The organism is Streptomyces sp. A0958, assembly GCF_004795035.1.
In the GTDB taxonomy this organism is placed as follows: Bacteria; Actinomycetota; Actinomycetes; order Streptomycetales; family Streptomycetaceae; genus Streptomyces.
The window spans coordinates 25747-52392 of sequence record NZ_SSBK01000007.1 but is presented as its reverse complement, the minus strand read 5'-3'; the positions used below and the strand labels follow the sequence as shown (position 1 = coordinate 52392).

Annotated in this window: 22 protein-coding genes; 6 read left to right on the top strand and 16 right to left on the bottom strand. The window is 71.4% G+C overall.

From position 1 onward, the window contains the following. Positions 1 to 25: 25 nt before the first annotated feature. Entirely contained in the window at positions 26 to 3010 is a 2985-nt protein-coding gene (locus tag E6P78_RS09900) for a UPF0182 family protein (protein WP_206307779.1), read from the bottom strand. A 128-nt stretch (positions 3011 to 3138) separates the two neighbouring features. On the opposite strand from E6P78_RS09900, the gene E6P78_RS09895 reads away from it, so the two are divergent. Then, positions 3139 to 3708: a PPA1309 family protein gene (locus E6P78_RS09895; RefSeq protein WP_240799131.1), complete on the top strand. Its 570-nt coding sequence runs from the start codon at positions 3139 to 3141 to the stop codon at positions 3706 to 3708. A 31-nt stretch (positions 3709 to 3739) separates the two neighbouring features. On the opposite strand, the gene E6P78_RS09890 is transcribed toward E6P78_RS09895, so the two are convergent. From E6P78_RS09890 to E6P78_RS09875, 4 genes are all read right to left on the bottom strand, one after another. Further along, entirely contained in the window at positions 3740 to 4828 is a 1089-nt protein-coding gene (locus E6P78_RS09890) for a PDZ domain-containing protein (protein WP_136203174.1), read from the bottom strand. A 94-nt stretch (positions 4829 to 4922) separates the two neighbouring features. Then, positions 4923 to 5111 carry a hypothetical protein gene (locus tag E6P78_RS09885; protein ID WP_136203173.1) on the bottom strand — a complete coding sequence of 63 codons (189 nt, stop codon included), beginning with the start codon at positions 5109 to 5111 and terminating at the stop codon, positions 4923 to 4925. A gap of 128 nt (positions 5112 to 5239) precedes the next feature. Further along, positions 5240 to 5701: a molybdenum cofactor biosynthesis protein MoaE gene (locus tag E6P78_RS09880; protein WP_136203172.1), complete on the bottom strand. Its 462-nt coding sequence runs from the start codon at positions 5699 to 5701 to the stop codon at positions 5240 to 5242. Positions 5702 to 5810: 109 nt separating this feature from the next. Further along, positions 5811 to 6965, bottom strand: coding sequence for an SDR family oxidoreductase (locus E6P78_RS09875; RefSeq protein WP_136203171.1), 1155 nt, complete (start codon positions 6963 to 6965; stop codon positions 5811 to 5813). A 190-nt stretch (positions 6966 to 7155) separates the two neighbouring features. Between E6P78_RS09875 and E6P78_RS09870 the strand changes: the two genes are divergently transcribed. Both E6P78_RS09870 and E6P78_RS09865 read left to right on the top strand, forming a co-directional pair. Beyond that, on the top strand, positions 7156 to 8622 hold the full coding sequence (locus E6P78_RS09870) for a zinc-dependent metalloprotease (protein ID WP_136203170.1): 1467 nt from the start codon (positions 7156 to 7158) through the stop codon (positions 8620 to 8622). Then, entirely contained in the window at positions 8619 to 9167 is a 549-nt protein-coding gene (locus E6P78_RS09865) for an NUDIX hydrolase (protein ID WP_136203169.1), read from the top strand. The genes E6P78_RS09870 and E6P78_RS09865 overlap by 4 nt, the downstream gene beginning before the upstream one ends. An 87-nt stretch (positions 9168 to 9254) precedes the next feature. Here the strand turns inward: E6P78_RS09865 and E6P78_RS09860 are convergent, their stop codons facing one another. From E6P78_RS09860 to E6P78_RS09845, 4 genes are all read right to left on the bottom strand, one after another. Further along, positions 9255 to 10010, bottom strand: coding sequence for an AIM24 family protein (locus E6P78_RS09860; protein WP_136203168.1), 756 nt, complete (start codon positions 10008 to 10010; stop codon positions 9255 to 9257). Positions 10011 to 10029: 19 nt separating this feature from the next. Then, a complete protein-coding gene (locus E6P78_RS09855; protein ID WP_136203167.1) occupies positions 10030 to 10710 on the bottom strand; it encodes an AIM24 family protein in 681 nt (226 codons plus the stop codon). Between the two features lie 11 nt (positions 10711 to 10721). Further along, complete coding sequence (locus tag E6P78_RS09850) at positions 10722 to 12374, bottom strand: TerD family protein (protein WP_136203166.1); 1653 nt, start codon at positions 12372 to 12374, stop codon at positions 10722 to 10724. A gap of 107 nt (positions 12375 to 12481) precedes the next feature. Beyond that, positions 12482 to 13105: a M48 family metallopeptidase gene (locus E6P78_RS09845; RefSeq protein WP_136203165.1), complete on the bottom strand. Its 624-nt coding sequence runs from the start codon at positions 13103 to 13105 to the stop codon at positions 12482 to 12484. Between the two features lie 205 nt (positions 13106 to 13310). On the opposite strand from E6P78_RS09845, the gene E6P78_RS09840 reads away from it, so the two are divergent. Together E6P78_RS09840 and E6P78_RS09835 are read left to right on the top strand one after the other, a co-directional pair. Continuing rightward, complete coding sequence (locus E6P78_RS09840; RefSeq protein WP_136203164.1) at positions 13311 to 14459, top strand: ThiF family adenylyltransferase; 1149 nt, start codon at positions 13311 to 13313, stop codon at positions 14457 to 14459. A gap of 41 nt (positions 14460 to 14500) precedes the next feature. Beyond that, the gene (locus E6P78_RS09835; protein ID WP_136203163.1) at positions 14501 to 16075 is read left to right on the top strand and encodes an AarF/ABC1/UbiB kinase family protein; all 1575 of its coding nucleotides are present in this window, start codon (positions 14501 to 14503) and stop codon (positions 16073 to 16075) included. A gap of 257 nt (positions 16076 to 16332) precedes the next feature. Here the strand turns inward: E6P78_RS09835 and E6P78_RS09830 are convergent, their stop codons facing one another. The 4 genes from E6P78_RS09830 to E6P78_RS09815 all read right to left on the bottom strand — a co-directional run bounded on the left by E6P78_RS09830 (position 16333) and on the right by E6P78_RS09815 (position 19942). Continuing rightward, positions 16333 to 16656 carry a hypothetical protein gene (locus E6P78_RS09830; RefSeq protein ID WP_136203337.1) on the bottom strand — a complete coding sequence of 108 codons (324 nt, stop codon included), beginning with the start codon at positions 16654 to 16656 and terminating at the stop codon, positions 16333 to 16335. A 32-nt stretch (positions 16657 to 16688) separates the two neighbouring features. Next, complete coding sequence (locus tag E6P78_RS09825) at positions 16689 to 17057, bottom strand: WhiB family transcriptional regulator (protein WP_018105532.1); 369 nt, start codon at positions 17055 to 17057, stop codon at positions 16689 to 16691. A gap of 173 nt (positions 17058 to 17230) precedes the next feature. Continuing rightward, positions 17231 to 17569 (bottom strand): hypothetical protein, encoded by a 339-nt coding sequence (locus tag E6P78_RS09820; RefSeq protein WP_136203162.1) that lies wholly within the window; start codon positions 17567 to 17569, stop codon positions 17231 to 17233. A 165-nt stretch (positions 17570 to 17734) separates the two neighbouring features. After that, complete coding sequence (locus E6P78_RS09815) at positions 17735 to 19942, bottom strand: ATP-dependent DNA helicase UvrD2 (protein WP_136203161.1); 2208 nt, start codon at positions 19940 to 19942, stop codon at positions 17735 to 17737. A 393-nt stretch (positions 19943 to 20335) separates the two neighbouring features. On the opposite strand from E6P78_RS09815, the gene E6P78_RS09810 reads away from it, so the two are divergent. Continuing rightward, entirely contained in the window at positions 20336 to 20593 is a 258-nt protein-coding gene (locus E6P78_RS09810; RefSeq protein WP_136203160.1) for a mycoredoxin, read from the top strand. Positions 20594 to 20669: 76 nt separating this feature from the next. On the opposite strand, the gene nudC is transcribed toward E6P78_RS09810, so the two are convergent. The 3 genes from nudC to E6P78_RS09795 are packed head-to-tail and all read right to left on the bottom strand — an operon-like array spanning position 20670 to position 26633. Continuing rightward, positions 20670 to 21617, bottom strand: coding sequence for an NAD(+) diphosphatase (nudC, locus tag E6P78_RS09805; protein WP_136203159.1), 948 nt, complete (start codon positions 21615 to 21617; stop codon positions 20670 to 20672). 44 nt (positions 21618 to 21661) lie between these two features. Continuing rightward, positions 21662 to 23056, bottom strand: a complete 1395-nt coding sequence (locus E6P78_RS09800) for a dipeptidase (RefSeq protein ID WP_136203158.1) — start codon at positions 23054 to 23056, stop codon at positions 21662 to 21664. Between the two features lie 10 nt (positions 23057 to 23066). After that, positions 23067 to 26633 carry an ATP-dependent DNA helicase gene (locus E6P78_RS09795; RefSeq protein WP_136203157.1) on the bottom strand — a complete coding sequence of 1189 codons (3567 nt, stop codon included), beginning with the start codon at positions 26631 to 26633 and terminating at the stop codon, positions 23067 to 23069. Between the last annotated feature and the right edge of the window lie 13 nt (positions 26634 to 26646).

The following is a 26646-nucleotide window of genomic DNA, read 5'->3' as shown; positions in this document are numbered from 1 at the left end:
CGGAGGTGAAGCTTTACCGGGTCACTCAGCCCCCACTGTCACCCTTCGCCGCATCATCTACTTCACCCGACTTGTCCGAGGCGTCAGCCTTGTTGCTCTTGTCAGTCTTGTCGCTCTTGTCGGGCTTGTCACTCTTGCTGTCGCTGTCGGCCTTGGACTGGGCCGCGGCCGCCCGCTCCAGCGCGTCCTGGAGATCGGTCTGCGCCTTGCCGTAGGCCGACCAGTCCTGCTTCTTCAGGGCCGCCTCACCCTCCGTGTACGCCTTCTGCGCATCGGCGATCGCCTTCTTGAGGGCGGCGTCACCGGTGGCCGGCGGCTGGGAGGTGTCCGGTGGCTCGGTGGTGTCGGACGGTGGCTCGCTCGTATCGGAACCCTCGGCGCCGAAGACGGCGTTGAGCGCCTCACCGAGACTGTTCTCGAAGACGATCTTCGAGCCGTAGGAGGCGGCGACCTTGCGCAGCAGCGGGTAGTTCTGCGTGCCACCGCGCGTGTAGACCGGCTCGATGTAGAGGAAGCCCCCTTCGAGCGGCACGGTCAGCAGGTTGCCGTACTCGATGTCGGAGTCGGTGCCCTTGAGGTTTCTCACGAACTCGGCGACGTCGTCGTTGCCGTTGAGCTCACTCTGTACCTGGCCCGGGCCCTTCACCGCACCGGTGACTCTCAGGAGTCTTATCGTGCCGTAGTCCTTGCCGGCCGCATCCGCGTCCACCGCCATGAACGCCCCGAGGTCGGGCCGTCCCTTGGGGGTGAACGTCGTGGTCAGCGAGAACTTCTGAGCCGACTGGTCCGGCATCTTTATGCTCAGGTAGTACGGCGGGACGGAACCGGACTCCTTGTTGGTCGGGTCGTCCGGGACCTGCCAGGCGTCACTGCCGCTGTAGAACTGGGCGGGGCTCGTGACGTGGTAGCGGGTCAGCAGCTCGCGCTGCACCTTGAACAGGTCCTGCGGGTAGCGCAGGTGGTCCATGAGCTCCTGGGGGATGTCCGCCCTGGGCTTCACGGTCCCGGGGAACGCCTTGCGCCAGGTCTTGAGGACCGGGTCCTTGGTGTCCCACTCGTACAGCGTGACCGTGCCGTCGTACGCGTCGACGGTCGCCTTCACCGAGTTGCGGATGTAGTTGACCTGGTTCTGCTGGGCGACGACCGCGCGCTGGTTGGTGGTCAGCGAGTCGGCCGTGGTGTCACCGAGCGTCGTGCGCGAGGCGTACGGGTAGCCGTTGGTCGTGGTGTAGGCGTCGACCACCCACTGGATGCGGTGGTTCACCACGGCCGGGTAGGCGTCGCCGTCGATGGTGAGCCAGGGGGCCACCGCCTCGACGCGCTCCTTGGGCGTGCGGTTGTAGAGAATCCGCGAACCGTCGCCGATGGCTCCCGAGTACAGGATCTGCGGCTCGCTGAACGCCACCGCGTACGCGGCCCGGTTGAACGCGTTGGAGAGACTGACCCCGCTGTCGCCCTGGTAGCTGGTGGTCTTCTCGCCGTCCTCCTCGTAGTCGAGCTCCTTCTGGGGCCCGCCGACGATGGAGTACTGCTCGGTCTTCTCGCCGTAGTAGATCTCCTGCTTGTACGTGCCCAGGTCGCCGGTGGTCGGCAGGCCGGACTCGGTGAAGTCGGGAGATCCCTTCGGGTTCTTGCCGGTCGTGGTGCCCCGGGCGGCGATGGCACCGTAGCCGTGGGTGTAGGTGAAGTGGTCGTTGATCCAGTTGCGCTTGGGGATGCCCTGGATGTTGAGCTCGCGCAGACCGATGACCGTGTCCTGCTCCTTGCCGGACGCGTCCTTGTAGCGGTCGACGTCCAGCGTCTTGGGGAACTGGTAGTAGTTCCTCTTCTGCTGGAGCTGCTGGAAGGCCGGCGAGACGACGTTGGGGTCCATCACCCGGTAGCTCGCCGCGGAGTCCGCGCTCGCCCGGAGCTTGGCGTCGTCGTCCTCGGTCGACTTGCCCGTGTAGTCCGTGACCTGCGCGTCGTCGATGTCGTAGGCCTCGCGCGTGGCCTTGATGTTCTTCTGGATGAACGGGGCTTCCTTGGCCTGCTCGTTCGGCTGGACCTGGAACTTCTGCACGATCGCCGGGTAGAGCCCGCCGATCAGGATCGCCGAGAGGACCATCAGCCCGAAGCCGATCACCGGAAGCTGCCAGGTGCGCCGCCAGAGCGTCGCGAAGAACAGCACGGCGCAGATCGCGGCGATGCAGAACAGGATCGTCTTCGCCGGCAGGTAGGCGTTGGCGTCGACGTACCGCAGGCCCGTCCAGTTGTCCGTGGCCTTGAAGTCACTGGACTTCACGGCCAGGCCGTAGCGGTCCAGCCAGTACGCCACGGCCTTCAGCGCCACGAAGACGCCGAGCAGCACCGAGAGGTGGCCGGTGGCCGCACCCGTCGCCCGCGCGCCGGGGCTGGTGATGCGCAGCCCGCCGTACAGGTAGTGGGTCAGCGCGGCGGCGATCAGCGAGAGGACGGTGGCCGCGAAGCCGAAGCCGAGCAGGAAGCGGTACCAGGGCAGGTCGAAGGCGTAGAACGACACGTCCAGATGGAACTGGGGGTCCTTCTGGCCGAACGACACGCCGTTCACATACATCAGCCAGGTACGCCACTGGCCCGAGGCGGAGGCCCCGGCGATCAGACCGACGAGCGCGGTGATCGCGAGCAGCACCCACTTCTTGTACGGGGCGAGACTCATCCGGTAGCGGTCCAGGCTCTGCTGCTCCAGCGACATCGCGCTCAGCGGCGGCCTGAGCCGGTGCGCGAGCCAGATGTTCAGACCGACGGCCAGGGCCATCAGCAGTCCGAAGACGAGGAACAGCCCGATCTTGGTCCACAGGGTGGTGGTGAAGACGGACGAATACGCGACCGACCGGTACCAGAGCCAGTCCGTCCAGAACCCGGCGAACATGACGAACGCCATGGCGAGAATCGCCAGGACGCCGAGTGTCATGAGCAGGGTTCGGGCGCGCCGGGACGGGCGGCCGACTCTGATCCGTGGCCCGGTCGGGCCTCCGCCGCGGTCCGGCATCTGGAAAGCCAACGTGCGCACCTCGAAGTTCGCGGGTCGTGTGGAGCGGGCCCAGCGATCGTAGAGCCCATCCCTTCAACTTACTGATGCTTTACCTAGTTCCCGTTCCCGGGGCGGAAGGAGGCAGGATGTTGTCCATGCCCAACGTTTCCCCCTCAGGCCCCCCGATGGCCGCGAGCCCGCTCACCGTCGCGGTGCTCGAAATCGACGAGTACATCTCCAACCTCGGCTGGGACCAGCCCGCCCGGCTCTTCGCCCTGGTCGACACCGCGCGGCTGCGGGTCCAGGAGCCGGGGCTCGCCGCCCAGCTCGGCTTGGACGACGACAGCTCGAAGCCCGCCGCGCTGACCCCCATCGAGCAGGAGGAGCTTCCGGCGGGCACCGCGCTCGACGAGTTCCTCGCCACGATCGCCTGGCCCGACGCCGTCGTCGGGTGCGCGATGACGGTGGAGCGGCTGATGCTGCCGCCGTCCGCCGAGGCCTCCGTGCCGGAAGGTCTCGACGATGCCCGGCTGACCGACTGGGTCGCCAAGCACCCGGACCGGCAGGAGGTCCGGATGACCGTGGCCGTGCTCCGGGACGGGGCGCGCGAGTCGGCCGTACGCCTGCGCGAGAAGGACTCGCCGAGCGAGGTGCTGACCGGCGCCGGCCTGGTTCCGGGGCTGGCCGAGGCCCTGGCCGCGACCTTCGAGTCCTGACCGTCCCGCTCCACCCGGTACGGGGGCGCGGTCAGCCCGCCGAGCAGCTCGGCAGTCCGGCCGTGTCCCCCGCGCGGAGCTTGTCCAGGGACTTCTTGGCGTCGCCGATGGTCCTGACCCGGATCAGGGTGAGCCCGTCGGGGGTGTCGGCGGCGGCGGCCTTGCAGTTCTCGTCGGGGGTCAGGAAGTAGCGTGCGCCCGCGTTCCGCGCGCCGACCAGCTTCATGTTGATCCCGCCGATCGGGCCGACCTTGCCGTCGTCGTCGATGGTGCCCGTGCCGGCGATGAACTTCCCGCCGGTCAGCTGCCCCGGGGTCAGCTTGTCGACAATGCCCAGGGCGAACATCAGACCGGCGCTCGGACCGCCGACGTCGGCGAGCTTGATGTCGATGTCGAAGGGGAAGGTGTGGTCCGTCCCCGCCTGGATACCGACGATCGCGCGGTTCTCCTTGGGGGCCTTGCGGGTGGTGATGGTGACCTTCTCGGAGCCCTCGGGCTCCTTGCCGGCCTTCTCGGCCGCCGCCGCGGTCTTGGCCGGGATCACCGTGAAGGTGACGTCCTCGCCGGGCTTGTGCCGGGTGACGAGCTTCGCGACGTCCTCGGGCTGCTCGACCGCCGTGCCGTCGACGTCCTCGACGATGTCGCCCGCGTGGAGCTTGCCCTGGGAGGGGCTGTCCTTGACGACGGTGGAGACCACGACGTGCGATGTCACCGGGATGCCCAGTTCGGTGAGGGCCGCGACCTTGGCGCTCTCCTGGGACTGGCTGAACTCCTCGGCGTTCTCCTGCGTCGACTGCTCCTCGGTCTTGCCGTCCGGGTAGAGCGTGCCATGCGGTACGACCACACTGTCGTGGGCCAGCCACCCGTAGACGGCCTCCACGAGGTTCATGCTGTAGTCGGCGCCGGTGACCCTGACGGTGGTCATGTTGAGGTTGCCGGACGTCTTGTACGTCTCGTGGCCGGTGATCCGCAGGACGGGCTCGCCCCCCACCGTGCCGAGCGTGTTCACGGTCGGGCCGGGGGACATCTCCGAGTACGGCACTTTGAACGGCACGCCTGCACAGATTAGCGCGATCAGGATCAACGTGGATGCGAGCATCGTCGCGGTGCGGCGTGGCATGGAACGACAGTACGGGAAGGGTCTGTCAGTGCACCGCCGGGGCCGGTCCGTACGGGGGCCGGGGCGGGTGCGGTGAGGGGCGGTTTCCGCGGCCTCAGACGTTCGATATCTGCTCGACCGGTTCGGAAGCGGAGTGCGACTTCTCCATCGCTTCACGGAACCGTGCGTACCCGGCTAGTTCGGTGACGTCACCGGCTGTGCGATTACGGGCGGCCCAGCTTCCCCATATCGCTGCTCCGAACGCAGCGAAAAGCGGAATCAACAACCAGGCGAGTGCTGCCATGCCGACCTCCCTGCCCCATGAGCGGTCGCAACTGACCGATCAGCAGATTAACCATCTGCAGGACCAACGCTCACGGCCGGGGTGCGGTTACGCAAATCGGGGCTGATGCGCGCCGTTCCGGTTTGCGTTCAGCAGGCTCCGACCCACTCCTCCGTACCGTCCGAGAAGTGCTGGTGCTTCCAGATCGGAACCTCGTGCTTGAGGTCGTCGATGAGCTTGCGGCAGGCCGCGAACGCCTCCGCGCGATGGGGGCAGGAGACCGCCACGACCACGGCGAGATCACCCACCCGCAGGTCACCCACTCGGTGGACCGCCGCCATCGCCCGGACCGGGAAGTCCGCGACGACCTTCTCCGCCACCCGGCGCAGCTCGTCACCGGCCGAGGGGTGGCACGAGTAGCCGAGGGCGTCGACGTCCTGGCCGCCGTCGTGGTTGCGCACGGTGCCGACGAAGAGCGCGGTGCCGCCCGCGGCGTCGTCGCCGACCGCCCCGAAGACCTCGTCCACCGACAGCGGCGTGTCACGGATGTCCAGCAGCCGGATCGGGTCCAGTGCCGTCTGCTCGCCCGGGTGGTCGTACGTGAGTGCCATGACCACCATCGTGCCGTACCGCACCGACAACACGGAATTGCCCATTCACCCGGCGGGCCGCGCCGCGCCTTGGAGCCTCCTACAGCCGCCGGACCGCGGGCCGGTGCCCTCAGATGCGGCGGCGGGCCTTGCGGGCGCGGCGGACCAGGGCGGCGGTGCCGAGGAGGGCGACGGTCGCACCGGCGGCTCCGGCCGCGGTGGCGTCCTTGCGGCCGAGCCGGCGGCCGGCGACGGTGTGGCGCCCCTCCACCTCCGCCAGGAGCGCGGCCAGCACCTCCTCGTTGGTCCAGCTCGGGCGCCATCCGGCGTCGTGCAGCCGGCTCACGCTGACCACCCAGGGATGCATCGTGTACGCCAGGTCACCCGCGGGCGAGGGGGTGAGGCCGATCCGGTGCAGCCGGGCGGCGGCGCCGAGCGCTACGGCGGAGGGCAGCTCCATCCGGCGCACCCCGCTCAGCTCCTCGACCTCCTCCTGTTCGAGCCAGCCGTCGCAGCCGACCGCGAACTCCCCGTCGATCTTCTCCAGCGCCGCGTACTCCAGCGCCGTGACCAGGTCGTCGACGTGGCAGAACTGCCAGGCGGGCCGGGAACCGGCCACGACGAGCAGCCGGGGCGACTCGAAGTAGCGGGTCAGCGCGGTGTCCGTGCCCCCGACGAGCACGGTGGGGCGGACCACGGTGACCTGGAGCCCGGGGTGGGCGCGCGGGGCGCGGCGGCCGAGCCGTTCGATCTCCAGCAGGTCGCCGACGCCCGTGGCCTCGGCGGTGGCCCGCAGCTCGGCGTCCTCGGCGAGCGGGAGGTCGTTGTCGGGCAGCGCCCCGTAGACCATCGCGGACGTGCACAGGACGACGCGGTGCACGCCGACGGCCGCGGCGGCGGTCAGCACGGTCTGGGTGCCGCGGACGTTGTAGGCGGTGCGCGCGGCGGGGTCCGTCTCCAGGTCGAGGTCGAGCGCCAGGTGCACCACGACGTCCGCGCCGCGCAGCTTCTCGGCGATGGCCGGGTCACGCACGTCGAGCAGGTGCCAGGTCGCGTCGGAGACGTCGCCCCGGCGCTCGTCGATGGCGATGACCTGCTTGATCTCGTCGGACGCGGCGAGGCGCGCGGTGAGGAGTTCACCGACGCCCTTCGCGGCTCCGGTGACGGCCACGACGGGGCCGCGGCTTCTGGGGCGGCCGGGGACGGACTTGTTCTCGGGGATCTTCTCGGGCGATGGGTCGGCCAGGTTTCGCGCTGCGCGAACCTGCGGATCTGGGGAACTCACCGGGCGTCTCCAGCGGTTGTCTTCAGTACGTACCCGCGTGACACGTACGTACCAGGTGGCGTCCATCCTGCCGCAGGGCCGGTGCCGACGGAGCACTGAGGCCCTGAGCGGACTTGGTGTCTACGCTGGATGGTGATGTCGGGCAGTCGCCGTCGGTTCCCACCGGCGGCCCTACGAGCCGAGGAAACCCGTGAGTGACACCCCATTCGGATTCGGCCTTCCGCCGGAGGAGCCGGACGACGGCGACAAGGGCAAGAAGAACGACCCCACCGGAGGTGGGCAGGGTTCGGGCGGTCCGGCGAACCCGTTCGGCTTCGGCCCCGGCGCGGGCGGTGACAACCCCTTCGCCGCCATGTTCGGCTCGATGAACCCGAACGACCTGGGCGCGGCGTTCCAGCAGCTCGGCCAGATGCTGAGCTACGAGGGCGGTCCCGTGAACTGGGACATGGCCAAGCAGATCGCCCGCCAGACGGTGTCGCAGGGCACGCCGGACGGCTCCAAGGACGCGAGCGTGGGCCCCGCCGAGCGCGCCGCGGTCGACGAGGCGCTGCGCCTGGCCGATCTCTGGCTGGACGGGGCGACGTCGCTGCCCTCCGGTTCGATCTCCAGCGTGGCGTGGAGCCGTGCGGAGTGGGTCGAGGCGACGCTCCCCGCCTGGCAGCAGCTGGTCGACCCGGTCGCCGAGCGCGTCGGCCTCGCCATGGGCGATGTGCTGCCCGAGGAGATGCAGGCGATGGCGGGACCGCTGATCGGCATGATGCGGTCGATGGGCGGCGCGATGTTCGGCCAGCAGATCGGGCAGGCCGTCGGCGTGCTGGCGGGCGAGGTGGTCGGCTCGACCGACATCGGACTGCCGCTGGGCCCGGCCGGGCGGGCCGCGCTCCTTCCGCTGAACATCGAGCGGTTCGGCAAGGACCTGAGCGTTCCGCAGGACGAGGTGCGGCTGTATCTGGCGCTGCGCGAGGCCGCCCACCAGCGGCTCTTCGCCCATGTGCCGTGGCTGCGCTCGCATCTGTTCGGTGCGGTCGAGGGCTACGCGCGTGGCATCAAGGTGGACACCAGCAAGCTGGAGGACGTGGTCGGCCAGTTCGACCCGTCGCAGCCCGAGCAGTTGCAGGAGGCGCTGCAGCAGGGCATGTTCCAGCCGGAGGAGACCCCGGAGCAGAAGGCGGCCCTGGCCCGGCTGGAGACGGCGCTCGCCCTCGTCGAGGGCTGGGTGGACGCCGTGGTGCACGCGGCCGCGAAGTCCCGCCTGACCTCGGCCGACGCGCTGCGCGAGACGATGCGCAGGCGGCGCGCGTCCGGCGGCCCCGCCGAGCAGACGTTCGCCACGCTCATCGGCCTCCAGCTGCGTCCGCGGCGGCTGCGTGACGCCTCGCGGCTGTGGGCCTCGCTCACGGACGCGCGCGGGCTGGACGGGCGCGACGCGCTGTGGGAGCACCCCGACATGCTCCCGACGGCGCACGACCTGGACGACCCGGACGGCTTCGTCCACCACGAGCAGCTGGACTTCTCCGAGCTGGACAAGATGCTCGGCGAGGCGGCGAACGGGCCGCGGAAGCCCGCGCCCGGTGCGGACACCTCGGAGGACGGCGACAGCGACAGCAAGGGCAAGAGCGACGGCGAGGACGACGGCAAGGACAACACCGACAAGTGAGCCTGCACGACGAAGCCGTTCTCGTACTGAAGGGTTACGAAACCGGGGCCGACACCGCCCAGCAGGAGCTGCGCGAGGCCTACCTGGAGCACCTGGCGCTCCATCCGGACGGCATGTGGAAGGCCTGCGGGGCCGGGCATCTGACGGCCAGCGCCCTGGTCGTCGACCCGGAGCGCGGCCGGGTGCTGCTCACGCTGCACCGAAAGCTGCGGATGTGGCTGCAGATGGGCGGCCACTGCGAGCCCGGCGACGCCACGCCGGCCGCGGCGGCGCTGCGCGAGGCGACGGAGGAGTCCGGCATCCCCGGGCTGACCCTGCTGCCGGGCGGGCCGGTGGTCCTGGACCGTCATCCGATCCCCGCCCCGTGCCACTGGCACCTGGACGTCCAGTACGCGGCGCTGGCCCCGTCGGGCTCCACGGAGCGGATCAGCGAGGAGTCCCTCGACCTGCGCTGGTTCCCCTATGACGAGGTGGCCCGGGTCGCCGACGCCTCGGTGGTCCGGCTGGTGGAGCGGACGCGCGCGGCGATCGACGGCGGCCGGTAGCCGCCCGTACGACACCATCGGTAAGGGGCGGCCTCCTGGGAGGCCGCCCCTTACCGATGGTGGTGTGGTCACTGCTGGCGGTGTGGCTCAGTCCCAGGAGTTGTTCTGGTTCTGGCCGTGCGCGCCGTGCTGGCCGACGCCGAACTGGGCGGCGAGACCCTGCCCGATCTGGGCGTTCTGCGGCGGCAGCAGCTCGCTCGGCTGCACCAGGGCGAAGCCCTGTCCGAGGAAGCTGAGCTCCCAGCCCTCCCCCGTGTTGCCGCGCCGGCGGAAGACACCCGAGGAGTGCGTCTGGGCCTGCATCTGCACCCGCAGGGAGCTGGACCAGGCGACGATCGCGTCGGCGTCGGCGCTGACGTACTTGTCGGGCGTGACCTGCATCATCAGCGGCTGGCCCGAGGTCATCAGCGCGACCTTGCCGGTGCCGGAGATGTTGAGCTGGTACTTGCCGGTGCCCGAGATGCCGTACTGGCTGTCCACGGCGATGACCTCGGTGTGCAGCGAGGAGTCGAGCGCCAGGACGTAGGAGCTGTCGACCGTCAGGCCGTCGTGGTCGACGTCCACCACGTGGATGTACTGCGCCAGGTTGGCGAGGAAGACGGTGCCCTGCCCGGAGCAGCGCATCAGGTCGAGGCCCTCACCGGTGTGGGCGCGGGCGAGGAGCTGCGCGTTCGACTGGTATTCGGCGTCGAACTCCATCAGCCCCTGGTAGGCGACCATGGCGCCCTTGCGGGCGAGGACGTCGTCGCGGCCGGCCAGCGCGACCCGCAGGAGCTGCGGGTTCTGGACCGTGTACCGGTCCTGGGACTGCTGTTCCGTGTAGTTGAAAAGCGGACTCTGCATGGTGTGTTCTCCCTCCCCGTCAGTTCCGAATGCGCAGGCGGTCGGTACTGTCCTCGCTCGGCTGGACGACGACGATCCCCTGGCCGGAGAAGGCCATCTGGAACGCCTCGCCGCTGCCCCGCCCGATGAGCGAGGAGGCCTTGAAGCTGCGCTTGCCCTTCACCTTGAGGTTCGGGGACCAGGCCACGAGGGCGTCGGGGTCCACGTACGTCTCGTCCTCGCCGCGTCCGCAGTCGACGACGATCGGCGTGCCGCGCGAGGTGATCGCGACCCAGCCGGTACCCGAGATGCACACGTTCCACAGGCCCTGACCGGCGAACTTCGCCAGCCCCTTGACCCGCTCGACACCCCAGGTGAGGTGGCCGTCGAAGGCCAGGACGTTGGTGCCGTTGACCGAGAGGGAGTCGTCGTTGAGGTTGATGACGACGACATCGGCGCCGTAGTCGGCCAGGTAGAGCAGCCCGTCCCCGGTGCACTTCATCAGGGGCGCACCCTCGCCGGTGATCCACTGCGAGGCGATCTGGCGGACGGCGGGCGGGTTGGGCTCGTACTGGATGAAGCCCTCGTACGCCACCATCGAACCGGTGCGCGCGTAGAGGTCCTGGCCGGTCGCCATGGCGACCTTCAGCATGGAATGGCCGTGGTTCTCCATCCGGGCCGTGACCGGGGTCGGGGCGTAGCCCGCGAGTTGCTGGTTCATGACGGGCTCCCTCAGACCTCGTAGGGCTGGACGACGATGAAGTTGCCGGGGGCGCCCCGGAACTGGAGGTTCACGGTCTCCCCGCTGTGCCCGGGGTAGGCGTTGCGGCGCAGCCGGACCTGGCTGGAGACGATCACCTGGGAAGCGGACGACCAGGCCACCACGGCGTTGCAGTCGGCGAAAGTGGTCGGGGTGACCGGCAGGACCACGGGGGTGCCGTGGGTCTTGACGACGATGGTGCCGGTGCCCTGGAACTGCATGGTGAACAGGGCGCCGCCGGGGATGCCGTGGCCTTCGATCCTGCGGACCTCGTACTGAAGCGACTCGTCGAAGGCCAGTACGTTCTCGGCCGAGACGCAGATGCCGTCGCCCTGGAGCTCGATGGCGTGCAGATGGGTGCCGTCCTCGGCGAGGAAGACCTGTCCGCGGCCGGTACAGCGCATCAGCTGCATTTCCTGGCCGGTGGCGTTACCGACCATGCGGCCGGCGAAACCCGCGCCCTTGTAGCTGAAGTCGACCTTGCCCTGGTACATCACCATGCTGCCCTGCCGGGCCAGCACTCCGGCACCGCCGCTCATGGTGAGGTCGACCCGCATGAGCTGGCTGTTCTGCGAGGTCCAGCGCTGACCGGTGGCGGTCTCCTTGTACGGCTGGAGCGCGGCCAGCAGCCCCGCGCCGGCCTGCGGAACGCCTTGCGGCACGCCCTGCTGCCCGCCCGGCGGCATCCCGGGAGGCTGCTGCCCGTACGGGGCCGGGGCCGGCTGCCCGTACGGTCCGGAGGCCTGGCCCGGGACCTGTCCGAACTGCGGCTGCTGGGGCGGCTGCCCGAACTGCTGCCCCGGCTGCCCGTACGGGGCCGGTGGGGGCGGCGGTGGCGGGGGTACGGTGCCGCCCTGCGGAGCAAGGGGGGCCACGATCGTCGGCGCGGCGTGCATCTGCTGCTGGGCGGCGGGCATCTGCGGCTGCGGGGCGGGGGGCGGAGCGGGGGCGGGTGGGGTGCCGAAGGACGGTGCGGGCTGCGGTGCCTGGGGGGCCTGTGGTGCTGCTGGGGTGCCGAACGACGGGGCCGGGGTTGCCTGGGCGGGCGGGGCGAACGGCGGAACGGCGGTCTGCGGCTGCGGGGCGGCCGGTTCCTCCTCGGCGACCTCGCCGCCGAAGTTCTTCAGCAGCGCCTCCAGGCCGCCGTCGAAGCCCTGGCCGACCGCGGCGAACCGCCAGACGTCCTTGCGGTAGAAGTCGCCCAGCATGACCGCGCGCTCGGTGCTGAACTCCGAGCCGGTGAACGCGTACCTGACGACTTCCTCGCCGCCCGCGACGATCCGGATGTAGCCGGGGCCGACCTGTGACATCTGCCCGGCGCCGTCCACCGTCGCGGTGAACGACAGCTTGTGGATGTTCGCCGGAATGCGATCCAGCGTGACGCGGAACGACTCTGTGTCACCGGCCTGGGCACCGAGGAGCTGAATGGACTCCTCGGGGGATTTCGGCTGGTTGAAGAAGATGAAATAACGGTCGTCGGAGAGCTGCTCATTGGCATCGAGCCCGAAACAGCTGATGTCAAAGGTCAGTCCCGGGCCGGCGATCTGCACCCCTACGTACAGGTCCGTCCCCGGCGTGAGATCGCTGATCTTGGCCTTGTGGCCGCGTTGGAATTCCCTGGCCATGCGTAACGACCGTCCCCCATCCGGAAGCTGAATGCGTCGCGTCAGGCTATCCGCAAACTCGGGCGTCGGACGAAGCCGGTACAGACCCGGTACAGAAGCGCCCGACGTCACTCACCGCGCGCGGCCGGCAGGTGCGGCAGCCGGTCGGCCGCCACCACCCCTTCGAGATAGCCACGCGCGCGTTCGGTGCGCGGATAGGCGTCGAGGAGCCGCCAGAACCGCGGTCCGTGCCCGGGCACCAGGAGGTGTGCCAGTTCGTGGACGAGCACGTAGTCCACGACGTACTCCGGCATGCCCTGCAGCCGGTGCGACAGACGGATGCTGCCCTCGGCCGGGGTGCAGGAGCCCCACCGGGTGTTCTGATTGGTCACCCACCGAACCGAGACGGGCCTGGCCCGGCCCTCGAAATACTGGGCGGACAGGCGCTCCGCTCGTTCGGCGAGCTCGGTGTCGCCGATGATCCGCTTGTCCTCCTGGGCCGCGAGCTTGTCGAGCATCACGCTCACCCAGCGCCGCTCCTCGGCCTCGGACATCCGGGCGGGAATCAGCACGATCGTGCGGTCGCCCTCCCGGTACGCGGAGACCGTTCTGCTGCGACGGGCGCTCCTGCGGACCTCGACGGCGCTCGTCGCCGAGGCGCGGCGGGCATGGTCCGCCGCACTGCGCCGGTGGGTTCCGGCGCCGGGCGCGGCAGGCTCCCCGGCGGAGCCGGGCGACGGGTCGGCGGGCACGGCACGACGTTACCCGCTGCCAGGGCGGGAAGTCCCGCCCCGGGGACCGTTCCGCATGATCGGCTCCACGCCTTGCACCATTTGAACGACTAATGCCCACGCCTGTGGATAACTTTCCGCACACCTCGGCGGTCCGCTGCATTCTGGCAATGCAAGTCGCACAGCAGTCACAGCCACACAGACCGCACACAGACCGGGGGAAGCCGTGCATCCGATGTTGAAGCCCGCACTGCGCCGCGCATGGCGCGGACGCGACACCGTGCAATTCGGAGTGACGCCCGCGCATGCGGTGAAGGTGGGCCCGATGGATATCGCGACGGGCTGTTTCATGGAACTGCTCGACGGAACGCGGGGCATGCCTCTGCTGCGCGAGGAAGCACGGGCGATGGACCTGAGCGAACGTCATGTGGACGCGTTAGTCATGCGCTTGATGGACGCCGGCCTGGTCGACGACGTACGGGCGGGCGGCCCCGAAGCCGACACCCTGCGGAACAGGGCGGACATCCTGGAGCGCCACCGCCCCGACCTGGCGTCGCTCTCCGTCGTGCATCCCGAGCCCGGCGCGGCGATGCGCCGGCTGGCGGCCCGCCGCTCGATGCGCGTGCAGGTGAGGGGCGCGGGCCGGGTCGGCGCGGCCGTCGCCGCGGTGCTCTCCGGAGCCGGTGTGGGGCGGGTCGAGGTGCTGGACGGCGGATGCGCGGTCCCCGGTGACGTGGCGCCGGGCGGGCTGCCCGCCTCCGCCGTCGGCGAGCGCAGGGACATGGCGGCCCGGCAGCTGGTACGCCGCTCCGCTCCCGGCCCGGCTCCGCGAGCACCCGGGGCGGCGGGCACCGGTCCGGCCGGCCGGGAGCCCGGTCTGTCCCTGATCGTGGTCGCCCCGCGCGACGGTCTGTCCGGGTACGTCCCCGATCCGGGCACGGCTGAGCCGTGGATCTCGTCGGGCACGCCCCATCTGTACGCCGGGGTGATGGAGGCCACCGGGTTCGTCGGGCCACTGGTCCTCCCCGGGGGCACGGCCTGTGCCGGCTGCCTGCATCTGAACCGGCGGGACCGGGACCCTCAGTGGCCGCGCATGCTGGCGCAGTGGCAGTCCGGGCGTCGCGGTGCCGTGCAGGCGTGCGACCTGGGGCTGGCGACGGCGGTGGCGGGTCTCGCGGCGGCGCACGCGCTGGCCTTCCTCGACGGTGAGCTTCCGGCGAGCACCGGGTCCCGGTGGGAGGCGGCGCTGCCGCTGTTGGACTGGAGGTCGGAACGGATCGGGGCTCACCTCGACTGTTCTTGTGGGGCCGCCGGTCACACTGAGGGGGTCCGCGCCTCCGGAGCCGGCAGGGCGCACGACACAATGGCCGGGTAACCGTCGCACGCAGCGCGGCAGTCTGGGATTTGGAGGGGCATATGTCTGATCTTCCCCGGAAGGCGGTCACCCGAACCGCCAAGCTGGCCGCGCTGCCTTTGGGGTTCGCCGGCCGCGCCACCTGGGGCCTGGGCAAGCGCATCGGCGGGAAGTCCGCGGAGCTGGTGGCCCGTGAGGTGCAGCAGCGTACCGCCGACCAGCTCTTCAAGGTGCTCGGCGAGCTGAAGGGCGGGGCGATGAAGCTCGGCCAGGCCCTGTCGGTCTTCGAGTCCGCGCTGCCCGAGGAGGTCGCGGGCCCCTACCGTGCGGCCCTCACCAAACTCCAGGAGGCCGCCCCGCCCATGCCGAGCGGCACGGTGCACGCGGTGCTGGCGGAGCGGCTGGGCGAGGACTGGCGGGAGCTGTTCCTGACCTTCGACGACAAGCCGTCGGCCGCCGCCTCGATCGGGCAGGTGCACCGGGCGGTGTGGCACGACGGCCGGGACGTGGCGGTGAAGGTGCAGTATCCGGGCGCGGGCGAGGCCCTGCTCTCGGACCTGACCCAGCTCAGCCGGTTCGCGCGGCTGCTCGGCCCGCTGGTCCCGGGCATGGACATCAAGCCGCTCATCACGGAGCTGCGCGACCGGGTGTCGGAGGAGCTGGACTACGAGCAGGAGGCGCGGTCCCAGCATGAGCACGCGCTGGAGTTCGCTGACGATCCCGATGTCGTGATCCCCGGGGTGGTCCACCAGTCCGCCCAGGTACTGGTCACCGAGTGGATCGACGGGGTCCCGCTGGCCGAGGTGATCGTCGGCGGAACGGCCGGACAGCGCGACCGGGCCGGTCAGCTGCTCGCCAGGTTCCTCTTCTCCGGCCCCGCGCGCACGGGTCTGCTGCACGCCGATCCGCACCCGGGCAACTTCCGGCTGCTGCCCCCGGCCCTGCCCGCCACCACGGCGGAGGCCGACGAGACCGGGGAGACCGACGAGACCGGGGAGACCGTCGAGGCCGGGGAGACCGTCGAGGCCGGGGAGACCGTCGAGGCCGGGGAGACTGGGGAGGTGACCGACGACGCGGCTCAATGGCGGCTCGGGGTGCTCGACTTCGGGACGGTGGACCGGCTGCCGGGCGGACTGCCGCAGACCATCGGGGACTCGTTGCGACTGACGCTGCGAGGGGACGCCAACGCGGTCTACGAGATGTTGCGGGCGGAGGGGTTCGTCAAGGACTCGATCGACCTGGAGCCGGACGCGGTGCTCGACTACCTCCTGCCGATCATCGAACCGGCCGAGGTGGAGGAGTTCACCTTCAGCCGGAGCTGGATGCGCCACCAGGCCGCCCGGATAGCCGATCCGCGCTCCCCCGCCCATCAGTTGGGCAAGCAGCTGAACCTGCCGCCCTCCTACCTGCTGATACACCGGGTGACGCTGAGCACGATCGGGGTGCTGTGCCAGCTCGGCGCCACGGTCCGGCTGCGCGACGAACTGGAGTCCTGGCTCCCGGGGTTCCACCCGTCCGAGGAGACGGACCAGCCTGAGCAGGAGCAAGACCCCGCGGCAGAGGAGGAGTTGGACGAGGAACCCTCGGCCGAAGAACCCGTGGCGGAACAGCCAGTGGCGGACGAGCCAGTGGCTTAGGAATCCGTGGGCAAGGAGGCCGTGGCCGGCGCCGCCGAGACGGTGGACGCCGGGTAGCGGAAGCAGGTAGGCGGAAGCAGGTAGGCGGAACGGCCGCGGGGCCGGTCCGTTGGACGGACCGGCCCCGCGACAGGGGTACTGCTGGGTGGGTGCTGCCGGCCAGGTGCGGCCCGGCGGGGCGCAGAGAGCGGCTGCGCGCCGACGGGCACCGCTGGTGACCGGCCTCGTCCGACCTGTTCGGGCCGGGGTGTTGCGGGTCAGTTCATGACAGCCATGGCCAGCGCGCGGCGGGCGCGCATCGAGGCGCGCTCGGCCCGGCGCTGCATCCGCCGCGCGGAGATCAGGCGCACGGCCTGACGGTCCGCTTCGGCTTCGCGCATGCGGTCGTGCATATGCGCACGGGCCAGGGCTTCTGGGATGAGTTGCATTTCGCGGGTCCTGTTCTGACGCGAGTCGTTCGCGCCGATGATGGTGACGTCTGGTGTCGCGGAGCCGACGGGCTCTGACGTGGGGATGGTCATTGGAGCCTGGTTTCGGGGGTCGTGGGTGAGGGGACGGTCGATGGTTCCGATGCGCTTCATGGGCTTGGGGGCCGTGACCCCCAGGTCGGCGGTCACGCCGCGACCGGGTTCTTGCGCGGGCGGCCACGCGGCCGCTTGCGGGCAACGACGACACCCTGGATGAAGAGCTCGCCACCCCAGACGCCCCACGGCTCGCGGCGCTCCTTGGCGCCGGCGAGGCAGGCCTCGACGAGCGGGCAGGTGCGGCAGAGGGACTTGGCGTACTCGACGTCGGCCGGCGACTCCGCGAAGAAGACCTCCGGGTCGTAGGCACGGCAGGGGACGGGCACACCGAGGTTCTCGATGGCGTCGTCGAGCGCGGTGAGCGCGGTGAGGGGGGTCAAGGTGGAGTCCTCCGTGAGGCCGGGCGGGGAGATCGTGTCGGAAGGCGGTACTGACGGGGCGTGCGCTTCGAGTTGCACGGTGGTGGTGTCCTCGTCTGGTCGTTTCCGGCCTGTTGGCCGGGGGGCGGCTGGTACCAGGTCCTGCTTGTCCCGAGGCTCCTTCGCGCTGTCCCGTCCGTTCGGACAAAACAAAAGGGCCGCGGAACCCGAGTGGGGTTCCGCGGCCCTGAAGGCGCCGGCCTGATGATGGATCAGGCTGGATCACTCCAGGGTTCAGGCCCACGGAAGGCCCACATCGTGTGGTGGTGCATCGTCTGCTCGGTGACGCCGGCTTCCGCTCCCGCACCGACGGCCCCAAAGGCATAGGCCTGGGCCTGTCCCTTCGCTACTGCTGCTGCCGGTGCCTGGGTCGGTCGCTCATTGCGCTCCCGCACGGGAAGGCCGGCCAGGGACATCGGGACGACGGCGGAGACGCCGGACACACCGGTGGCACGCAGCGAGGACTTCGAGGAACGGGCGAGAAGGCCGAGCGAGCAGGCGGAGACGACCGAGAGATCGGTCATTTTGTTGGTCTCAAAGATGCTGATCACTTCAATCGCCTCCTCTCGGCGTCTCGGAGGGACCGGCGAGCCGGTCCTGCGTATTCGGATAAGTACAGCACAGAGCCAGCGCTTCGGAGAAGCCGCTGTTTCCGTGGTTAAGAACCTATGGTGATGACTGGGGCGGGCGCAAACTATTTTTTCGACGAGTTTTTCTCACATCTCCCCGTCGGCCTCCGCGATCTCCTCGCTCCCGTCCCCACCTGCGCAGATGTCCAGAACGGCGGCGCCGAAGCGGCCCAGCTTCCGCGCGCCGACCCCCGAGATCCCGGCGAGTTCGCCCTCGCTGTGGGGCACCGCCTCCGCGATGGCCATCAGCGTCTTGTCGGTGAACACGCAATAGGCGGGCTGGCCGATCTCCCGCGCCCGGCCGGCGCGCCAGTCGTGCAGCCGCTCGTACAGCGCCTCGTCCATGTCGGACGGGCAGTCGTCGCAGCGCATCAGCTTCATCTCGCCGGCGTCCGTCAGCGTCTTGCCGCAGACCCGGCACCGCGCGGGCCCCCGGGGCTTGCGACGGGCCACGACCGGCCGCTCGACGCCGCCGCCTCCACCCGCCCCACCCGCTCCGCCCGCCGCGCTGCGGGCGCCGGGCCCGGTCGAGCCGGGGCGCAGCCCGTTCAGGAACCGGGTCGGCCGGCGTCCGGGCCGGCCGCCGGGCGAACGGGACAGCGACCACGACAGCGTGAGGTGGTAGCGGGCCCGGGTGACTCCGACGTACAGCAGCCGGCGCTCCTCCTCGACCTGCTCCGCGGTCTTGGCGTAGGTGATCGGCATCATGCCCTCGGTCAGTCCGACCAGGAACACGGCGTCCCACTCCAGGCCCTTCGCCGAGTGCAGCGAGGCGAGTGTCACGCCCTGGATCGTGGGGGCGTGCTGGGCGGCGGCCCGCTCGTCGAGCTCGGCGACCAGGTCGGAGAGGGTCGCGCCCGGCTTGGCCCGCTCGAAGTCCTCGGCGAGCCTGACCAGGGCGGCCAGGGACTCCCAGCGGTCGCGCACCGCGCCGGAACCGGCGGGCGGCTCGCTGCGCCACCCCTTCGTGGAGAGCACCGCCCGCACCTCGGCGGGCAGGCCCTCCGCGTCGTCCAGGAGGGAGTCGTTGCCCCCCGCGCGGGCGGCACCGCGCAGGGCGATGCCCGCCTCCCGCACCTCCGCGCGCTCGAAGAAACGTTCCGCGCCCCTGAGCTGGTAGGGCACGCCCGCGTCCGCGAGGGCCTGCTCGTAGACCTCGGACTGGGCGTTGACCCGGTAGAGCACGGCGATCTCACCGGCCGGGACGCCCGCAGCGATCAGGTCGCGGATGCGGCGGGCGGTGCCCTCGGCCTCGGCGGGCTCGTCCGCGTACTCCACGAAGGCGGGCTCGGGGCCGCGCTCGCGCTGGGAGACCAGGTCGAGGCGGTGCTCGGCGGCCCGGCCGGTGGCCTGGGCGAGCAGCCCGTTGGCCAGGTGGACGACCTGGGGGGTGGAGCGGTAGTCGCGGACGAGCTTGACGACGGTGGCCCCGGGGTGGCGGGTGCGGAAGCCCAGCAGGTGGTCGGGGGTGGCCCCGGTGAAGGAGTAGATCGTCTGGCCCGCGTCGCCGACGACGCAGAGGCTGTCCCGGTCACCGAGCCAGAGGTCGAGCAACCGCTGCTGGAGCGGGCTCACGTCCTGGTACTCGTCCACCACGAAGTGCTGGTACTGGCGGCGGACGTGGTCGGCGATGTCGTGCCGGTCCTGCAGGATGCCGACCGTCAGGAGCAGCACGTCCTCGAAGTCGATCACCGTCCGCTCGCGCTTCAGCTGCTCGTACATCGCGTAGACCTGGGAGATCTCCGCCGGGTCGCGCGGGGCTTCCCGCTGGGACTTGGCGACCATGGCGGGGTAGTCGGCGGGCACGGTCTGCGTGACCTTGGCCCACTCGATCTCGCTGGTGACGTCCCGCAGCTCGTTGCGGTCGAGCCGGATGCCGCAGTGGGCCGCCGCTTCGGCCACCAGCTGGACCTTGCGCTCCAGCAGCCGGGGCAGATCGCCACCGACTGCTTTCGGCCAGAAGTACTGGAGCTGCCGCAGCGCCGCCGAGTGGAATGTGCGCGCCTGCACCCCGCCGGCTCCCAGCTGCCGCAGCCGGCCGCGCATCTCGCCGGCGGCCCGGTTGGTGAACGTGACAGCCAGCACGCTCGACGACTGGAGTATCCCGGCGCGCACTCCGTAGGCGATGCGGTGCGTGATGGCCCGCGTCTTGCCCGTACCGGCTCCGGCCAGCACGCACACCGGGCCCCGCAGGGCCGTGGCGACCTCGCGCTGCTCGGGGTCGAGTCCGTCCAGGACGGCGTCGGCGGAGTCGGGGACCTGGGGGAAGAGGGTGGAGTGCGTTGCTGATGTCACCCCGCCATGCTGCCAGGTCGCACGGGGCGGGTGCGGTGGTTGTCCACAGGGGTGACGTATCCGTCGTACTAATGCGGCGGCGGCACCCGGCGCTCGGAACACGCCGCACGGCACGGCGGCCGCACCCGGAACACGCCGCACGGCACGGCCGCCGCGCTCAGCACGCGCCGCACAGCACGGCCGCCGCGCTCAGCACGCGCCGCCCGGCACGGCGGCCGGACCCGGGCACGGCGGCCGCCGCCGTATGCGGACCCCGGCACCGGGAATGGCAACCGGGTTCCGTACGTTCACCCTGCGTGCGGCAACGCACGTCCCGGCCCCTGTGCGACGCACCGGACCCGCGTCCGGGCGTGAGGGGTTGCCGGGACCGATGAGACAGAGGAGCGCGAAGACATGCCGGGCACTGTGACGATGTACAGCACCACGTGGTGCGGCTACTGCCGTCGGCTCAAGGGCCAGATGGACCGTGAGGGCATCGCCTACACCGAGATCAACATCGAGCAGGACCCGGAGTCGGCGGCCTTCGTCGAGAAGGCCAATGGCGGGAACCAGACGGTCCCGACGGTTCTGGTGGTCCCCGCCGACGGCGGTGACGACGTCGTCATGACGAACCCGAGCCTGGCCCAGGTGAAGCAGGCCCTCGCCGTCTGAGGACCCCCGCGCCCCGCGCCCACCCCGCCCTCTCCGGTCAGCGCACCGGAGGGGGCGTTGCTGCGTCCGGGCCCGGTCAGCCCGCCGCGCGGACCGGCTTCGGGAGCGGCTTGCCGTACCAGAGCTCGATCAGCCGGGACGCGATCGAGATGCCGAACGGGGGCAGGATCTCGCCGGACTCGAAGGCGGCCGTCAGCTCCTCGCGGGAGAACCAGCGCGCCTCCTCGATCTCCTCGCCGTCGACGTTGATCTCGGACGTCGTGGCGCGGGCCATGAAGCCGAGCATCAGGCTGGAGGGGAACGGCCAGGGCTGGCTGGCGACGTACTCGACCTCGCCGACCGTGATGCCCGCCTCCTCGAAGACCTCGCGCGCCACGGACTGCTCGATCGACTCGCCCGGCTCGACGAACCCGGCGAGCGTGGAGAAGCGGCCCTCGGGCCAGTGGACCTGGCGGCCCAGCAGGGCGCGGTCCTGGTCGTCGGTGACGAGCATGATGACCGCCGGGTCGGTTCGCGGGTAGTGCTCGGCGCCGCAGGCCTGGCAGCGGCGGATGTGGCCGGCCGCGGCGATGACCGTGCGCTCGCCGCAGCGGGAGCAGAAGCGGTGCAGCCGCTGCCAGTTCTCCAGGGCCACCGCGTGCACCATCAGACCGGCGTCGCGGGCGCCGAGGAGCATCCCGGCCTCGCGCAGCCCGGCGGGCCGTGCCGACTGGTCCATGCGGCCCGGCAGGGTGTCCTTCTGGAGGGCGAAGTAGCTGACGCCGTCCGCGTCGGTGCCGAGGAAGTAGCGGTGGGTCTCGGTGACGGGCGCCTCGAAGGCGGGAGTCATCACGAGTTCGGTGCCGTCGTCGGTGTCGTCGATCAGCACCTGGCCGCCGGAGACGACGAAGACCCGGGTCGTCGGGTGGCTCCACGCGGCGGACAGCCATGCCTCGTCGAGGCGGTGGTGCGCGGCGCGGTCGATGCCGCTCGGCGCGGTCAGACCGATGGGCCGGTCTGCGGTGGCGTTGTCGAAGGTGCTCACAGGTGCTTCCTACTCCCCCGGGATGGATCGGGTGTTCAGAGGATTCAGCGGAGGGCGGCCGCCATTTCGCCCCAGAGGTGGGCGGCGGTCTCCACGCCCTTGAACAGCAGGCCGAGCTCGATCTTCTCGTCGGGAGCGTGCCAGCCGTCGGACGGTACGGAGATGCCGAGGAAGAGGACGGGCGCGCCGAGCACGTCCTGGAGGTCGGCGGCGGGACCGGAGCCTCCTTCCCGGGTGAAGAGGATCTTCTGGCCGAAGGCCCGTCCCATGGCGCGGGCGACGGCCTGCAGCGCCGGGTGGTCCAGGGGCGTCAGGCAGGGGCGGGTGGCGGGGAGGAAGGTGATCCGGTGGCCGATTCCGGCCGGGACGCGGGCCTCGGCCCAGGCCCGTACGGCCTGCTGGACGTGGTCCGGGTCCTGGCCCGCGACCAGGCGGAAGCTGATCTTCACGCGGGCGGACGACGGGATGATCGTCTTGCTGCCCGCGCCCTGGTATCCGCCGCCGATGCCGTTGACCTCGGCGGTGGGGCGGGCCCAGATCCGCTCCAGCGTGGAGTACCCGGCCTCGCCGGACGCCGCCCCGGACCTGGCGGTGCGCAGCCAGGTGTCCTCGTCGAACGGCAGCTCGGCGAAGAGGGCGCGTTCGGTGTCGGTGAGTTCGGCCACGCCGTCGTAGAAGCCGGGGACCGCGACCCGCCCGTCGGTGTCGTGGAGCGCCGCGACGAGGCGGGCGACCTCGGTCGCGGGGTTGGGGACGGCGCCGCCGAACGAGCCCGAGTGGATGTCCTGCTCCGGCCCGTGCAGCTCGATCTCGCACTCGGCGAGGCCGCGCATCCCGGTGCAGACGGTCGGGGTGGTCTCGTTCCACATGCCGGTGTCGGAGACGATCACCGCGTCCGCTGCGAGGCGGTCGGCGTGCTGCTCGACCAGTGCGCGGAAGTGCGGGGAGCCGGACTCCTCCTCGCCCTCCACGATGAGCTTGAGGTGGACGGCGGGAGTGGTGCGGCCGGTCGCGGCGAGGTGGGCCCGGACGCCGAGGGTGTGGAAGAACACCTGCCCCTTGTCGTCGGCCGCGCCGCGTCCGTACATCCGGCCGTCGCGGATCACCGGCTCGAACGGTTCGGTGCTCCAGCCGTCCTCGCGGGCGGCGGGCTGCACGTCGTGGTGTCCGTACACCAGGACCGTGGGGGCTGCCGGGTCGTCGGACGGCCACTCGGCGAAGACGGCGGGCGCCCCGTCCGTCTCCCATACCTCGGCGACCGGGAAACCGGTCTCCTTCAGCTTCGCCGACAGCCACTCGGCGCTGCGCCGTACGTCGCCCTCGTGCTCCGGCTGAGCGGATACGGAGGGGATGCGCAGCCACTCGGCGAGGTCGTCGAGGAAGGCCGTGCGGTGCTGCTCGGTGTACGTACGGACAGCGCTGTCCGGGGTGTCGCTCATGACCTTCAGCTTATCCGTCCGACGGAGGTGGCTCGTCCAGGAGGATGCGCTCCAGCTCCGGGCGGCCCGGGAGCCGTGCCGGGCGGACGCTCTCACCGCTGCGGACGAAGAGGAAGGTGGCCGTGACGTCGGTGAGCGGCAGCCCGTGCAGTTCGGCCCAGGCCAGCCGGTAGACGGCGAGCTGGAGGGGGTCGGCGGTGTGGGTGCGGCTGGTCTTCCAGTCGACGATCTCGTACGTGTTACCCGTGCGGTACACCGCGTCGATACGGCCCCGGATCACCCGCCCGGCCAGCGTGATCTGGAAGGGTGTCTCCACGCGGTACGGGGTGCGGCGGGCGTACGGGGTGCGCTCGAATGCCTCCTTGAGTTCGGCGAGGTCGCGCTCGTCGGCGATGTCGGCGTCGCTCTCGTCGCCGCCGGGCAGTTCGTCGGGGCCGAGCATGGGCAGCGGCAGCTCCTCGAAGCGGGACTCGACCCAGGCGTGGAAGCGGGTGCCCCGGCGGGCGGCGGGCTGCGGGGGGCGGGGCATGGGCCGGGCCAGCTCCCGGGCGAAGCCGTCGGGGTCGTCGGCCAGGCGCAGCAGCTGGGTGGCGGAGAGGGAGGCGGGGACGAGGACGTCGCGCACGGTGGCGCGGGCGCGGCGCAGCTCCCCGGCGAGGGCCTCGAGGTCGCGGTCCCAGGAGGCGAGGGTGCGGACCTCCTCGGGCGTGAGCCGCGCGGGGGCGGGAGCGGGGGTACGGGCCGCCGGGACGTGCGGGGCCGGCGAGGGCGCCGGAGCCGGCGGGGGCGGGGCGTCGTCGTCACTGTCATCGTCGGGGAAGGGGGCCTCGTCGGGGAAAGGCGCCTCGTCCGGGAAAGGCGGCTCGTCGGGGAACGGCTCGTCGTCCAGGTAGGACGCTTCGTCGGGGAAGGGCGCCTCGTCCGGGAAGGGCACCTCGTCCGTCAGCGGAACCCCGTCCGGGAAGGGCACCGCGTCCGGGCGCGCGCCCCCGTCCGGGAAACGGGTCTCCTCCGGCAGCGGCGCCTCCTCCGTGACGCTCGCCCCCTCGGGCAACGGAGCCTTCCCCGCCAGCGCCGCCAGGTGGTCCAGGACCGTGTCCGCGGCCGCCCGGCGGCGGGTCAGGGCGGTGGCGTCCAGGGGGAGCGGCCAGGCGTGGTCGGCGGCGGCCTCGGACAGGGCCGGGTTCTCCTCGGTCTCGGCCGGCTCGTCCTCCCACGCCTCGATCTCGCCGTACCCGGCGGCGCAGTGCTCGTACAGCGCGTGCAGGAAGGGGGACGGGCCGCGCGGCTTCTTCTGGCTGGGGCCCCACCAGTGGCCGGAGCCGAGCAGCAGCGTGCGGGGGCGGGTGAAGGTGACGTAGCCGAGGCGGAGCTCCTCGGTGTGCTGGTGCTCCTTCATCTCCTCCTTGAAGCCCTTGAGGCCCTTGGCGTCGAAGGCGTGGAGGGCGGGCAGCGTGGCCCTGTCGCCGCGCAGGGCGTGCGGGAGGACCTGGGGCTGGGAGGTCCAGGCGTCGCGGGACTGGCCGCTGGGGAACTGGCCGGTGACCAGGCCGGGCACGGCGACGACGTCCCACTCCAGGCCCTTGGACTTGTGGGCGGTGAGGACCTTGACGGTGTTCTCGCCGCCGGGCAGGGCGTTGTCCAGGCCCTTCTCGTACTGGGCGGCGGTGCGCAGGAAGCCCAGGAAGGCGAGCAGGGTGGCCTCGCCGTCGACGGCGGCGAAGCGGGCGGCGACGTCGAGGAAGTTGCCCAGGGTCTCGCGGCGGCGGGCGGCGAGGGCCTGCGGGGACGCGGACAGCTCGACCTCCAGGCCGGTGGTGGCCAGGACCCGGTGGAGCACGTCCATCAGGGGGTCGGCGAGCGAGCGGCGCAGGTCGCGCAGTTCGGCGGCGAGGCGGGCGAAGCGGACCCGGGCGTCGGCGGAGAACGGAAGCCGGTCGTCCTCCTCGCCGCCAGCGTCGAGGAAGGTGTCCAGGGCGTCGGCGAGGGAGATCACCTCGGCCGGGTCCACACCCTCGACGGCCTCGGCGAGCCGGCGGTCGGGGTCCTCGTCGTCGCCGTGGGCGGCGCGGTGGACGAGGAGACGGGCCCGGCGGCCGAGCAGGGCCAGGTCGCGGGGGCCGATCCGCCAGCGGGGACCGGTGAGCAGGCGGACCAGGGCGGCGTTGGCCCCGGGGTCCTGAAGCACCTCGCAGACGGCGACGAGGTCGGCGACCTCGGGGAGGTGGAGCAGCCCGGAGAGGCCGACGACCTCGACCGGGATGTCCCGGGCGACCAGCGCGGCCTGGATCTCCGGGAAGTCACCGGCGGTGCGGCACAGGACGGCGATGTCGCCGGGGGCCTTGCCGGTGCGCACGAGGTGGGCGATGGAGTCGGCGAGCCAGGCCATCTCCTCGGCGTGGGTGCGCAGCAGCGCGCAGCGGACGAGGCCGTCGCGCTCGGCGCCGGGGGCGGGGCGCAGGGCCTCGACGCCCTCGTGCATGGCGCGCAGGGGGGCGGCGAGTCCGTTGGCGAGGTGAAGGAGGCGGCCGCCGCTGCGGCGGTTCTCGCTGAGGGAGTAGCGGGTGGCGGGGGTGCCGTCGGCGTGCGGGAAGTGGCTGGGGAAGTCGTCCAGGTTGGCGACGGAAGCGCCGCGCCAGCCGTAGATGGCCTGGCAGGGGTCGCCGACGGCGGTGACGGCGTGCCCGGAGGCGGTGCCGTCGGGCCCGCTGCCGAAGAGGGCGGCAAGCAGGAGGCGCTGGGCGACGGAGGTGTCCTGGTATTCGTCGAGCAGGACGACCCGGTACTCCTCGCGCAGGATCGCGCCGACCTCGGGGCGGGTGAGGGCCAGCTCGGCGGACAGGGCGATCTGGTCGCCGAAGTCGAGGAGGTCGCGGCTGCGCTTCCCCTCGCGGTAGCGCCGGGTCAGCGAGAGCAGTTCGCGGCGGGCCTCGGCGGTCTCGGGGATCTTGCGCAGTTCGGCGTTGCTGAGCCTGGCGGTCTCCAGCGTGCCGAGCAGTTCGGTGTCGTACGCGGCGAGCTGTTCGGGGCGTACGAGGTGTTCTGCCAGCTCGGCGTCGAGGGCCAGCAGGTCGCTGACCAGGGTCGGGAAGGACCTGGTCAGGGCGGGGTAGGGGCCGGGGGCCTCGCGCAGCACGCGGGCGGCGAGCTGGTAGCGGGTGGCGTCGGCGAGGAGGCGGGTGGCGGGTTCGAGTCCGATGCGCAGCCCGTGCTCGGTCAGGAGCCGCCCGGCGAAGGCGTGGTACGTGGAGATGCCGGGCTCGCCCGGGGGGTTGTCCGGGTCGATGGCGTCCGGGTCGGTGACGCCGGCCGCGACGAGGGCCCTGCGTACGCGCTCGGCCAGCTCGCCGGCCGCCTTGTTGGTGAAGGTGAGCCCGAGGACCTGCTCGGGGGCGACCTGGCCGGTGCCGACCAGCCACACCACGCGTGCCGCCATCACCGTGGTCTTCCCCGACCCGGCCCCGGCCACGATCACCTGCGGGGCGGGCGGCGCGGTGATGCAGGCCGTCTGCTCCGGGGTGAAGGGGATGCCGAGAAGCTCCTTGAGCTGCTCGGGGTCGGTCAGGCGCGGGGACACTCCACAGAGGCTA